Origin of the sequence: Actinophytocola sp. (genome assembly GCF_036378875.1) — a bacterium.
Classification (GTDB): Bacteria; Actinomycetota; Actinomycetes; order Mycobacteriales; family Pseudonocardiaceae; genus Actinophytocola.
Map to the genome: position 1 here is coordinate 1 of NZ_DASUVO010000048.1, position 12,751 is coordinate 12,751.

The window sequence follows — 12,751 nt, forward strand, 5'->3', positions numbered from 1 at the left end:
GATCGACTTGGGCGTCGGGCCGACCCAGACCAGGCCGGCGGCCTCGACGGCCCGGGCGAACTCGGCGTTCTCCGAGAGGAAGCCGTAGCCGGGGTGGATCGCGTCTGCCCCGGTCCTGCGGGCGGCCTCGATGATGAGCTCGCCGCGCAGATAGGTCTCGCCCGGCGCGTTGCCGGGGAGGCGTACGGCGACGTCCGCCTCTGCCACGAACGGCAGCCCGGCGTCCGCGTCCGAGTGCACGGCCACCGTCTCGATGCCGAGGCGTCGACAGGTCGCGAAGACCCGCCGGGCGATCTCGCCGCGGTTGGCCACGAGGAGTCGCCTGACGGCGGTTGAGGAGCGAGCGCCGGCGAGCGTCTCGAAACCAGAGTCAGTCATGGCACTCACATCCTGAAGACGCCGAAGCGGTCGGTGCCCCGGACGGGCTGGTTGGTGATCACCGAGAGACAGATCCCGAGGATCGTGCGGGTGTCCCGCGGGTCGATCACGCCGTCGTCGTACAACATCCCGGAGAGGAAGAACGGCAGGCTCTGCTCCTCCACGCTGGCCTCGACGAACTCGCGCATGCCGGCGTCGGCCGCGTCGTCGTACTCCTTGCCCTTGGCCTCGGCCGCCGCCCGCGCGACGATGCTGAGCACGCCCGCGAGCTGCGCCGGGCCCATCACCGCGGACTTCGCGCTCGGCCAGGTGAACAGGAACCGCGGGTCGTAGGCCCGACCGTTCATGCCGTAGTTCCCGGCGCCGTAGGAGGCCCCCATGATGATCGAGATGTGGGGCACCGTGCTGTTGCTCACCGCGTTGATCATCTGGGCGCCGTGCTTGATGATCCCGCCCTGCTCGTACTCCTTGCCGACCATGTAGCCGGTGGTGTTGTGCAGGAACAGCAGCGGCGTGTCCTTCTGGTTGGCCAGCTGGATGAACTGCGCGGCCTTCTGCGACTCCTCGCTGAACAGCACGCCGCGGGCGTTGGCGAGGACGCCGACCGGGTAGCCGTGCACCCGCGCCCATCCGGTCACCAGGCTGGTGCCGTACAGGGGTTTGAACTCGTCGAAGTCCGAGCCGTCGACCACGCGGGCGATCACCTCGCGCGGGTCGAACGGCGTCTTCAGGTCGGTCGGCACGATGCCGAGCAGTTCCTCCGCGTCGTACAGCGGTTCGCGATAGTCCTCGGCCGGCGGCGGGCCCTGTTTGCGCCAGTTGAGCCGCGCGATGATCCGCCTGCCGATGCGGATGGCGTCCTCCTCGTCGGCGGCGAGGTAGTCGGCGAGGCCGGACGTGCGGGCGTGCATCTCCGCGCCGCCGAGCGACTCGTCGTCGGACTCCTCCCCCGTCGCCATCTTCACGAGCGGCGGGCCGCCGAGGAACACCTTCGCCCGCTCCTTGACCATCACCACGTAGTCCGACATGCCCGGCAGGTACGCGCCACCGGCGGTGGAGTTGCCGAACACGAGCGCGACCGTGGGGCAGCCGGCAGCGGACGCCCTGGTGATGTCGCGGAAGATCCGGCCGCCGGGGATGAAGATCTCCTTCTGTGTGGGGAGATCCGCGCCACCGGACTCGACCAGGTTGATCACCGGGAGCCGGTTCTGCGCGGCGATGTCGGCGGCCCGGAAGCTCTTCTTGGTGCTCCACGGGTTGCTCGACCCGCCCTTGATCGTCGGGTCGTTCGCGCAGACGAGGCACTCGACGCCCTCGACGACGCCGATGCCCGTGACCACGCTGGCCCCGACGGTGTAGTCGCTGCCCCACGCCGCGAGCGGGGACAGTTCGAGGAACGGCGAGTCAGGGTCGAGGAGCAGCTCGATGCGTTCGCGGGCAAGGAGCTTACCGCGTTTGCGGTGCCGCTCGACGTACTTCTCGCCACCGCCGGCGACGGCCTTCGCCTGCTCGGCCTCGATCTCGGCGAGCTTGGCCAGCATGGCCTCGCGGTTGGTCGCGAAATCAGTGGACTTCGGGTCCACCGTGGACCGTAGCGTTGCATTCATCATCCGTGGTATCCCAGCACCTTTGCTGCCAGTCCGGTGAGTATCTCGTTGGTGCCGCCGCCGATGCCGAGGATGCGGACGTCGCGGTAGTGACGCTCCACTTCGGACTCCCGCATGTAGCCGAGGCCGCCGTGCAGCTGGACTGCCTCGTTGACGACCCATTCGGCGGCCTCGACGGCCGTGTTCTTGGCGAAGCACGCCTCGGCGACCACCGGTTTACCCGCGGTGTAGCGGACGGCGAGGTTCCGCGCGTAGGTGCGGGCGACGTCGACGCGCCGGGCCATCTCGGCGAGCTTGTGCTGCACCACCTGGCGGGAGATGAGCGGGCGGCCAAACGTCGCCCGCAGCCGGCACCACTCGACGGTGAGGTCGAGTGCCCGCTGCGCGGTGGCGTAGCCCTGCACGGCGAGCGCGAGCCGCTCGGTGACGAAGTGGGTGGCCACCTGGGCGAAGCCCGTGCCCTCCACGCCGACGAGGTTGCCGACGGGCACCCTTACGTCTACATAGGACAACTCGGCGGTGTCGGAGCAGTGCCAGCCCATCTTGTCGAGCTTGCGGGTGACCGTGAACCCCGGCGTGCCCTTCTCGACGACCAGCAGCGACAGGCCGTGCGCGCCCACGTCACCGGTGCGGACCACGGTGGTGACGAAGTCGGCGCGGCAGCCGGAGGTGATGAACGTCTTGGCGCCGTTGACGACGTAGTGGTCGCCGTCTCGTTTCGCGGTGGTGCGGACGTTCGCGACGTCCGAGCCGCCGTCGGGTTCGGTGACGGCGAGCGCGCCGATCAGGTCACCTTTGAGGGTGGGCTTGACCCAACGGTCGATCTGTTCCCGGTTCCCGGCGGCCACGATGTGCGGCAGCGCGATGCCGCCGGTGAACAGCGAGGCGATGAGTCCACCGGAACCCCCGGCGTAGAGGATCTCCTCGGTGACGGTGGTGGCGTCGATGACGTCGCCGCCACCGCCCCCGACATCCTCCGGGAACCCGACCCCGAGCAGGCCCAGCTCACCGGCCTTGCGGTGCAGCTCCCGGGGCAGCTCGCCGACCCGCTCCCACTCGTCGAGATGTGGGCTTACCTCTTTCTCGACAAAGCGTCGTGTGGTCTCGCGAAGCGCTCGTCGTTCCGGTGTGTCGAACTCATTCATAGCAACACCTCCGGGATGTCGACGTGCCGGGACCGCAGCCACTCGCCGAGCGCCTTGGCCTGCGGGTCGAAGCGAGTAGAGGCGGCGACCCCCTGACCGAGAAGACCATGCAGCACGAAGTTGATCGCGGCGAGGTTGGGCAGCGGGTGCCGGTCGATCTCGAGATCTTTGGCCTCGGGCAACAGTTCGCGGAGGCGGTCGACGGTCAGCTCCGCGGCGAGCCACGGATAGGCCGCGGGATCACGGACCCATACGCCGAGGTTGGCATCGCCACCCTTGTCGCCGGAACGGGCACCGACGATCGTGCCGAGCGGTAGCCGTTTCGTCGGGCCCCCCGGAACCGGGCTGTCCTCATCGATCGGAAGTGGAGGCGCGACCGTTGTCATCACAGGCGGCGAGATGGTTCGGCGGGTGCCGTCTGGCAGGACAGCGACGTGGTCGACGGCGTCCTGCGGCATGTACCGGGGCTGGTAGACCCCGACGGGGGTGCCGTCGCCGGGTGGCGAGGTGAGTGTGAAGCCCGGGTAGGAAGCGAGGGCCAGCTCGACGGCAGCCCGCGAGAACGCCTTGGCACGCTTGGGATCCGGGGTGCGGATGGTGGCGTGCAGGAGTGCGCTGGCCGCCTCCTCGGTGTCGGCGTCCGCGTGGTCGGTGCGGGCGAGCGTCCACTCCAGACCGTCAGCGCCGACGGCGTCGACCAGCTGTTGCCGTGCCAGCGCGGCCTTGTCGTCGATATTCAGTCCACAGAGGACAAACGTCATGCCGTTGCGGTACCCGTCGAGGGTGTTGACGCACACCTTGAGGGTGTCCAGCGGCGCCTCGCCCTTCACGCCGGTGACGGCGACCCGGTCCTTGCCCTGCTGTGCGAGGGTGATCGTGTCGAAGCGGCTGGTGACGTCGGGCCCCAGGTACCGGGGGCCGGCGATCTCGTAGAGGAGCTGGGCCTTCACGGTGTCGACGGTGACCGCGCCGCCGGTGCCGTCGTGTTTGGTGATCACGGCCGCGCCGTGCTCGTCGATCTCGGCGATGGGGAAACCGGGGTGCGCGAGGTCCGCGACCTCGGTGAAGAAGGCGAAGTTGCCGCCGGTGGCCTGGGCGCCGCACTCGATGACGTGCCCGGCGACGGTGGCGCCGGCGAGCGCGTCGATGTCCGTTCTGCTCCACCCGAAGTGCGCGGCGGCGGGCCCGACGACCAGGGACGCGTCGGTGACCCGCCCGGTGACCACGATGTCCGCGCCGGCGTCGAGACATTCGACGATGCCCCAGCAGCCGAGGTAGGCGTTGGCGGTGAGAGCCCCGTCGAAGCCGTGCTGGCGGACGTCGTCCCCTTCGACGTGTGCGACCTTGACGTGGGGGTTCAGCTCCCGGATGGCGGCGGCGAGCCCGGCGGGGTTGAGCCCACCGGCGTTGGTGACGATCTTGACGCCGTTCTCCAGCGCGAGGTCGAGCGTGTCCTCGAGCTGGCGCAGGAACGTGCGGGCGTAGCCGAGGCCGGCGTCCTTCATCCGGTCGCGGCCGAGGATGAGCATGGTGAGCTCGGCGAGGTAGTCACCGGTGAGATAGTCGAGGGGACCGCCGGTGAGCATCTCCCGCATGGCCGAGAGCCGGTCACCGTAGAACCCGGACGCGTTGCCGATTCGGACGGTCATACGACCACCATCCTGGGGAGGGATTGGCCTCCGGCCCCCGGTTCAACGCTACCAGCGGGGACCGACAGTTCTGGCTCGTCGCGGGGCGGTTGTCCACAGTGCCAGTCGCTCGAACGGTGTTGTCCACAGTGCCCGGCGGCAACCCGGACAAACTGTCGGTGGCCCTTGGTAGCGTGGATTCGGGGGCCGGAGGCCACGGCCCTGCGCAACGTCATCCCCTGCTCCCCACCTCGCGGCCGGTGCCGGGCGGACCGGCGAAGGCCTGCGCGATGTCCAGCCACTCGTTGGCGTCCCTGCCCACCGCCACCAGCGCGGTGTCCGCGCGGTGCACCCGCTGCGTCACCAGCAGACAGAACTCCAGCGCCGGCCCGGTCACCCGCTGCGTCGCGTCCTCGGGACCCCACGTCCACAGCTCGCCGTCCAAGCCCATCAACTCGACCCGGAACTGCTCGCCCGGCACGCGCAGACCGTGGTTCAGGTACGCGAAGTTCCGTGCCCGCACGCCGATGTGGGCCACGTGCCGCAGCCGGGGCGTCGGGGTTCTGCGTACGCCGAGCGCGTCCGCGACGTCCTGGCCATGTGCCCACGTCTCCATCAGCCGCGCCGTCGCCATCGAGGCGGCGGACATCGGCGGGCCGTACCACGGCAGCTGGGTGCCTGCCGGCAGTTCGAGGAGTGCGGTCGCCAGTTCCTCCCGGCCCGCGCGCCACCACGACAGCAGATCCGGACGGGTCGCCAGCCGCGCCGCTTCCTTGTCCACCACGTCGTTCAGGCCCTCGGTCGCGGCGTACCGCTTGAACTCGGCTCTGAACTCGTCCGGCGCGGTCGCGGCGAGCAGCGCCCGCTCGTCCGTCCACCCCAGGTGCGCGACCTGGTGCGCGATCGTCCATCCCGCCGCAGGCGTCGGACGCGACCACTCGTCCGCGGGTAGGTCCTGGACCAGCGCGTCGATCTCGTCACCCTCGGCGCGCAGGTCGGCCACGAGAGTGCTCAGCTCCACCACTCGCCCACGATGGCATGTCAAACGCAATCAAGCAAGCATGCTTGTTTTCCACACGGACGCGCGAACGGAGCAATATCGCAGAACTCGTCAGATCGGGCGGATGCGCTCCGTGACGTACCCGCTGGGCGCGACCATCGAGGAGCAGCGGCTCGACCTGGACCGGGCCGGTGTCCGGTGCCGGACGGTCACCTCGAACAGTTGCTCGGCGGCGCGAACGCGGACCATCCAGGTGTCGGAGCCCGGGTCGTCGAGCAGCGGCCGCTCGTCCACGGCCAGCACGTCGTCCAGCCCGCGCACGCCGCTGACCCCTTGCCGCACGGCGATTTCCGCGTGCTGCGACCACGAGCTACCGACCGAGGTGCGGCCGCGCAGATGATCGGGCTCGACCTGGTCGTTCAGCGCCGCCTTGGCCACCCGCGCCGCCTCGTTGGGCTCGAGTTGCCCGTGCAGGAACCCGTCCGGCACGACGAGGAGGTTTCCCGCCCAGCGGTCGCCGCCGACGTGGCTGACCTCCCAGGTGCGCCCTGGGTAGTTCGCGTCGAGCGAGGAGGCGAGCGGCCGGCCCAGCACCGCACAGCACATGTCCTTCGTGCCGTGCGTGCAGATGAGGAAAAGCGGTCCGTCCACGGGCTCCCCCAGCCCGCCACGGCCCTCGACGACCGCCGACAGGTCAAGTGTCGCGAGCTCGCTCAGGTCGTTGATCTCCAGCCGTTCCAGCCAGCGGCTGCCCGGGTCGCCACCGCCGACGAACACGGTGCGGCGCGTCCGTTGCGGGTCACGGGTGTGCTTGCCGGGGCGGCGGATGAGCAGCGGCCGCAGGCCGCGCTTGCGCATCTCCTCGAGCGTCGCACGGCTCTCCTGCGGCAAGGCGGAGTCCAGCGTCTCCTCGAGAACGTTCGTCGACCACGGACCTGGTTGTTCGATCAGCAGCCACGAGCGCATGAAAGCGGCGGTGCCTGAGGGATTGCCGCCCAGCAGGCGGGCAACCACAGCACAGCCCGGCAAGGCGCCGGTGGCCGGCGCGCTCATCGAGCAATACTTAGCTTAGGCATGCCTAATGCTATCAGCGAACCGTCGGGCGCGTGTGACTACAGAATCGCCGCTTCAGCCAACGGCCAGCAACCCACGTGTGACCAGTTCGTTGAGCAGGGCTCGGACTTTCGTCCGGTCCACGGCCGGCGCGACGATCTCCACGAGCGCCTTGACGGGCTGCGGAGTGCCGTCGAGCAGGGCCTCCAGGAGCGGCGCGACCACGTCGGCGAAGACGAACCGCTTGCCGGCCGCGAGGAGAGCGACCCGCCCGCCGCCGCCGACGTCCCGCTGGAGTACCGCTCGCGGAGTGAGCAACCTCACCTCGACTTCGTCGCCTGGCGGTAGCGCCTCCGGCAGCGCGGCCCACGGCAGTCCGACTCGGGGGTGCGCCGGGGCCTGGGCGTCACGATCCGTGAGGAACCGGTCGACTACGTCCGGCGTGAGCGCCGCCTCGATGGCCGTGCGGAGCTTCGTGGCGACCTCGGCGCGGGCCTCCGGCGAGGCGAACCTCGGCAGGTCACGGCGGAACAGTTCGTCCGCGCGGAGCTGGTCGGCCAGCCAGCTGACCAGGTCGACACCGTTGGCCGGGTTGAACCCGATGGTCAGGTGCAGGGACATCTCGCCGACGGACGCCACGTCGTGCCAGTGACCGCGCGGCAGGTAGAGCACGTCGCCGTCTTCCAGCATGAACTCGTCGATCGGCTCGGCGGCCGGGCTCGGCGGCGGCTCGACGTCGCGGTGCAGGGGCACCGGCCGGGTGGGGCCGTGCATGCGCCAGCGCTTGCGGCCGGCCAGCTGGATGATGAACGCGTCGTGGTCGTCCCAGTGCACGTCGAAGCCGTGCGTGACGCCGGAGCCGGCGTACAGGTTGACCTGCACGCGCTCTCGCAGATCGTGTTCGAGACGGCGGGCAAGGTCACCGACCGAATCGGACAGCTCGTCCACCGAGTCGAGCACGAGCGTGGCGCCGTTGCGGAGCTGTTCGGCGAACGGCGCGGCCTTCAGTCGCGGGATCACCCCACTACGCCGCGTGGACACCTGCTCGGTGTAGGTGGTGGCGGGCACGGGCTCGCCGTCCAGGGCGAGCCGCAGCCGGGGGAACTCCAACCGGTGCTGGCGCAGGATGGCGCCAAGATCGGGCCAGGGCAACACATCCGCGAACCGGCCGGCGGGCCCGGGAAACCGTCGGTGCGCTTTTCCTTGTATCGCCGCGAAAAATTGGCTGACCTCGACAGGTGCGACGAGGTCAGCCAATGTCAGAGATGCGGGCACCTAGTCGCTGCCATCGTTGTCAGCGACCGCACCGTTCGCTCCCCGGTCAACCGCACCGGCGAGATCCTCGACTTCCAGCAGAAGGTCTTCCATATCGACACCCTCTCCGTCGCGAACCCGACCTTGCGAGCGTAACGAAAATCAGGATGACCTGACCAGCGTCCGTCCAGGTGGTACCTCAGTCGCGCGAAGCGACGAGGTCGAGAAGGCCGGTGTACTCGTCGGCGGTCGCACTGGGGCGCAACAGGGTCAGCTTCAACCACACCTGCCCGTCGACCGTGGCGCGGCCGAGCACCGCGGTGCCGTCCTCGAGCAGGTTCCGACGAATGCCGGCCACCTGCGCGTCCGTTGCGCCCACCGGCCGAAAGACCACAGTAGACAGCTCGGGTCGCGCCCACAGTGTCAGACCGGGGTGCGCGTCGACGAGGTCGGCGATCTCGCCGGCCACCGCACAGCATCGCTCGACGAGCGCGCCAACGCCCTGACGCCCGAGAGCACGCAGAGTGACCGCGACCTTGAACACGTCCGGCCGTCGGGACGTGCGGAGCGAGCGACCAAGGAGGTCCGGCAGCCCGGCCTCGGTGTCGTCGGCGGCGTTGAGGTAGTCGGCCCGTACGTCCAGCGCGGACAGCGGCCGGCGCGTGGCGAGCACCCCGGCCGCGATGGGCTGCCACCCGAACTTGTGCAGGTCCATGGAGACGGAGTCGGCCTCGGCGACCCCGTCGAGCAGGGGCGCGAGGTGGTCGCTGAACAGCGTCGCGCCCCCGTAGGCGGCGTCGACGTGCAACCACGCGTCCGGTGCGGCGGCACGGATCGCGGCGATCGGGTCGATGGCGCCGGTGTCGGTGGTGCCGGCCGTGGCCACGACGACCGCGGGCCGGTCCAGCCCGGCGAGGATCTGCTCGAGGTGGTCGACCCGCAGCCGTCCCCGGTCGCAGTCGATCAGTAAGGGCGCGGGCAGGCCGAGCAGCCAGGCCGCGCGGGCGATGCTGTGGTGCGCGGTGCGCCCGCAGACGGGCTGGACCGTGGCATGGGCTTCGCGTGCCAGCAGCAGCGCGAGCAGGTTGGACTCGGTGCCGCCGCTGGTGATCAGCGCGTCGGTGTGCCCGGCGAGCCGCGCGAGGGCGGTGGTGAGCACCCGTTCGAGCTCGCTCGCCACCGGCGCCTGGTCCCACGAGTCCATGGACGGGTTGAGGATGCTGGCGACGAGGTCCGCCGCGGCGGCGACCGCGAGCGGCGGACCGTGCAGGTGCGCCGCGCACCACGGATGGGTCGGGTCGACGGACCCCGCGACGAGCAGCCGCGTCAGCTCGTCGAGTGCCGGCGCGGCGCCGATCCCGACCTCCGGCAGCAGGTCGACGTCCACCGCGACCGCCGAGGGACCGCCGGGTGGCACCGGCCCGGCCGGGGCGGCGTCGGCCATGGCATCGAGCGCAACGGCGACCAGCTCACGCACCGGCCTGGCGCCGCCAACCCCGGCAAGCATCGGAACCTCCTGGACTCGGTCGCGCGCCGGCCGTCAGCTCGGGGCGAGCTTGCGCACCATGTCGAGCGGGTCGTCGCCCGTCGGGAGCAGGGCGATCACCGGGGTGTCGAGGCCCTGCTCGACGTACTCGGCGACCCGCTCCCGGCACTTCTCGACCGGGCCGTGGACCACCAGATCGTCCACCACCTCGTCCGGGATCGCCGCGTTCGCGCCCGCGCGGTCGCCAGCCGCCCACGCCTCGTGCATGGGTCGCAGCACGTCGCCGCGGCCGAGCCAGTCGTGGAACGCCGCGTACACCGGCACGGTCAGGTAACTGGAGATCAGCAGGCGGCCCAGCCCTCGGGCCGCGTTCGTGTCCTCGGTGGGGCAGACGAAGATCCTGGCCACCAGCTCCGGCTTGTCCCCCAGCTCGGCACGCACCGTCGGCACATCGGAGGGGGCCAGCCAGTTCGTGATCGCGCCGTCGGCCTCCCGTGCCGCGAGCCGCAGCATGCCGGGGCGCAGTGCCGCCAGCACGATCGGCGGCGGCGGGGTCGGCGCCGACTCCAGCCGGAACTTCGACACGGCGAACGTCTCGTACTTCTCCGTCACCTTCTCGCCCCGCAGCGCGGCACGCAGGAACCGCACGGTGTCCCTGGCCCGCGCGTACGGCGCCTCGAACGGGACGGCGTTCCACTGGGTCACGATCGTCGGCGTGGACGTCCCGACACCCAGGACGAACCGGCCCGGCGCCAGGTCCGCGATCGTCGCCGCGCTCATCGCCAGCAGGCCGGGGCCGCGGGTGTAGATGGGCGCGATCGCGGTGCCCAGCCGCAGGCCCGGCGCCCACTCGGCGGCGAGCGCCAGCGGCGTGAACGCGTCGGTGCCGGCGGTCTCGGCGGACCACACGTCCGTGTACCCGAGGTCGGGTAGCGCGCGGACGAGGTCGCGGTGTGCGGACAGCGGCACACCGGTCAGCGGCAGCGTGATGCCCCAACGGTTCATTTCGCCACTCCCAGTGCGTCACGCAGCCAGCGGACCTGCATCAGCATGAAGTTCTCCGCAACCTCGTCGTCCTGCGGCGTCATGTGGGTGACGCCGGGCAACGGTAACAAGGCATGGGGCCGGCCGGCCGCGACCAGCGCGGAGGACAGCCGCACCGAGTGCGCCACCACGACGTTGTCGTCGGCGAGACCGTGGATGATCAGCAGAGGGCGTTCGAGCTTCGGCGCGTCGTCGAGCAGCGAGTTGCGGTCGTAGACGTCCGGGTTCGTGTCCGGGTGGCCAAGGTAGCGCTCGGTGTAATGAGTGTCGTAGAGCCGCCACTCGGTGACCGGCGCGCCGGCGATCGCGGCGTGGAACACGTCCGGGCGGCGCAGCACCGCGAGCGCGGCCAGGTACCCGCCGTACGACCAGCCCCGGATGGCCACAGTGGACAGATCGAGGTCGGGGTGCGCCTCCGCCACGGCGAACAGCGCGTCGACCTGGTCCTGCAGCGTGACGCCCGCGAAGTCGAACGCGATCTCGCGCTCCCACTCCGAACCGCGGCCGGGCGTGCCGCGGCCGTCGGCGACCAGCACCGCGAAACCCTGGTCCGCGAGCCACTGTGGACCGACGAACGCGTTCCTGCTTGCCATCACCCGCTGCGCGTGCGGCCCGCCGTACGGGTCGAGCAGCACCGGCAGCCGGGTGCCCGGCTCGTGTCCGGTCGGGTAGAGCAGCGCGACCCGCAACCCGCGCTCGCCGACGGTCATCAGGTGAAGGTTCGGCACCACGGGCGGCTCGACCGCGTACGAGGCGATGGTCGCGACCTGTTCCCCGCCCCGCAGTACGGAAACCCTCGGCCCGGCGTGTTCGAGCGACCACGACGCGACCACGGTGACGTCCCCGCCGCGGGCGGCCCCGTGCACACCATCCACAGTGGACACCTGGCTGACTTCGCCGTCCGCCCACCGGTACACGTGCACCTGGGTCGGGTCCGTCGCGGATGCGGTGAACAGCACGTCCGCTCCGACGTCCAGCACTGCCCGCACCGTGAGCGAGGGCGGGGTGACCTCCTTGCCGTCCACCACGAGCCGGTTCGCGCCGTCCGCGACCGCGACCCGCACGAGCCTGTGGTCGTCGGTCCACGCCGGCACCCCGGGGACGATCTCCACCCACCGGTCGTCGACGTCCTCTGCCAGCAGGTCGGTGGCGCCGGTGTCGGCGTCGACCGCGAACACCCGCATTGCACGCTGGTCCCTCGGCGCCGTCGCGATCAGCAGACCGTGCGCGCTCCAGTGGGCGGTGACGAAGTACTCGCCATCCCAGCCGACGTCCACACGGGACCCGTCGAGCCCGATGATCGCGAGCCGGACGGTCACGTTGTCGGTGCCGGCGGCCGGGTAGGAGACGACGTTGGGCGCGGCCTCGGGGTTGGCCGGGTCGGCGATGTGCCAGCGGCGGACCGCGGCCTTGTCGACGAGCGCGACCAGCAGCCTGGTGCCGTCCGGCGACCACCAGAACCCGCGGGCCCGACCCATCTCCTCGGCGGCGATGAACTCGGCGACACCGCAGGCCTGGTCAGGCCCGTCCGGCTCGGCGATCGCCCGGTCACCGCTCCCGTCCACGCCGACGACCCGCAACGCGTTGTGTGCCACGTACGCCACGTGGGTGCCGGTCGGGTCCGGTCGCGGGTCGATCACCGGCCCCTCGGTCGGCAGCTCACGGACGTCACCGGTCTCCGCGTCAGCCACGAAAACCTTGCCGGACAACGCGAACGCGACGACCCGCACGGCCGAGTCGGTTGCGTTGCCGACCACACCGCCGCCCTGCTCGCGGCTGCGCTCCCGCCGTGCCCGCTCCTCGGGCGACAGCTCCTCGTGCCCGCCGAGCAGCACCGCCGGGTCAGCCAGCCGCGTCTCCTCGCCGGTCTCGACGTCCAACCGCCAGAGGATGTGCTGCCGGTCCTCCCCGGAGGCCGAACGCAGGAACAGCACACGCCGGCCGTCCGGGGAGACCTGGAAGCCACGCGGGGTGCCGAGGGTGAACCGCTGGGTCCTTGCCTGCAGCCGCAGGAACGAGGTGTCGTCGTTGGTCACCCCAGCACCCTATTTCAGGCGAGCAACCCGGCGTACAGCGCGCGTTCGAGGCATCGCCGATGTCTCGAAAGACGCGCTGATGACGTTCAACCCAGATCCACCGATGGTCTTGATGGCTCG

The 12,751-nt window shown here is 70.8% G+C and carries 11 protein-coding genes; 1 reads left to right on the forward strand and 10 read right to left on the reverse strand.

The genetic code is table 11. The features are described 5' to 3' along the window. From VF106_RS13680 to VF106_RS13710, 7 genes are all read right to left on the reverse strand, one after another. Positions 1–378 (reverse strand): biotin carboxylase N-terminal domain-containing protein (locus VF106_RS13680; protein ID WP_330840044.1); only part of this gene is annotated, 378 nt, incomplete at its 3' end. A 5-nt stretch (positions 379–383) separates the two neighbouring features. Then, positions 384–1,985, reverse strand: a complete 1,602-nt coding sequence (locus VF106_RS13685) for an acyl-CoA carboxylase subunit beta (RefSeq protein WP_330840182.1) — start codon at positions 1,983–1,985, stop codon at positions 384–386. Beyond that, positions 1,985–3,130: an acyl-CoA dehydrogenase family protein gene (locus VF106_RS13690; RefSeq protein ID WP_330840045.1), complete on the reverse strand. Its 1,146-nt coding sequence runs from the start codon at positions 3,128–3,130 to the stop codon at positions 1,985–1,987. The genes VF106_RS13685 and VF106_RS13690 overlap by 1 nt, the downstream gene beginning before the upstream one ends. Then, complete coding sequence (locus VF106_RS13695; RefSeq protein ID WP_330840046.1) at positions 3,127–4,779, reverse strand: acyclic terpene utilization AtuA family protein; 1,653 nt, start codon at positions 4,777–4,779, stop codon at positions 3,127–3,129. The genes VF106_RS13690 and VF106_RS13695 overlap by 4 nt, the downstream gene beginning before the upstream one ends. A gap of 211 nt (positions 4,780–4,990) precedes the next feature. Next, complete coding sequence (locus tag VF106_RS13700) at positions 4,991–5,782, reverse strand: TIGR03084 family metal-binding protein (RefSeq protein ID WP_330840047.1); 792 nt, start codon at positions 5,780–5,782, stop codon at positions 4,991–4,993. 87 nt (positions 5,783–5,869) lie between these two features. Then, on the reverse strand, positions 5,870–6,811 hold the full coding sequence (locus VF106_RS13705; protein ID WP_330840048.1) for a ferredoxin family protein: 942 nt from the start codon (positions 6,809–6,811) through the stop codon (positions 5,870–5,872). Positions 6,812–6,886: 75 nt separating this feature from the next. Next, complete coding sequence (locus tag VF106_RS13710; protein ID WP_330840049.1) at positions 6,887–7,921, reverse strand: cupin domain-containing protein; 1,035 nt, start codon at positions 7,919–7,921, stop codon at positions 6,887–6,889. Between the two features lie 3 nt (positions 7,922–7,924). On the opposite strand from VF106_RS13710, the gene VF106_RS13715 reads away from it, so the two are divergent. After that, complete coding sequence (locus VF106_RS13715; RefSeq protein WP_330840050.1) at positions 7,925–8,221, forward strand: hypothetical protein; 297 nt, start codon at positions 7,925–7,927, stop codon at positions 8,219–8,221. Between the two features lie 43 nt (positions 8,222–8,264). Here the strand turns inward: VF106_RS13715 and VF106_RS13720 are convergent, their stop codons facing one another. From VF106_RS13720 to VF106_RS13730, 3 genes are read right to left on the reverse strand one after another with little or no spacing between them, the layout of a single operon-like run. Next, positions 8,265–9,572 carry a pyridoxal phosphate-dependent decarboxylase family protein gene (locus tag VF106_RS13720; protein WP_330840051.1) on the reverse strand — a complete coding sequence of 436 codons (1,308 nt, stop codon included), beginning with the start codon at positions 9,570–9,572 and terminating at the stop codon, positions 8,265–8,267. Positions 9,573–9,605: 33 nt separating this feature from the next. After that, complete coding sequence (locus VF106_RS13725) at positions 9,606–10,556, reverse strand: LLM class F420-dependent oxidoreductase (protein WP_330840052.1); 951 nt, start codon at positions 10,554–10,556, stop codon at positions 9,606–9,608. After that, the gene (locus VF106_RS13730; RefSeq protein WP_330840053.1) at positions 10,553–12,631 is read right to left on the reverse strand and encodes a S9 family peptidase; all 2,079 of its coding nucleotides are present in this window, start codon (positions 12,629–12,631) and stop codon (positions 10,553–10,555) included. Before VF106_RS13730 ends, VF106_RS13725 begins: the two co-directional genes overlap by 4 nt. Positions 12,632–12,751 lie beyond the last annotated feature (120 nt).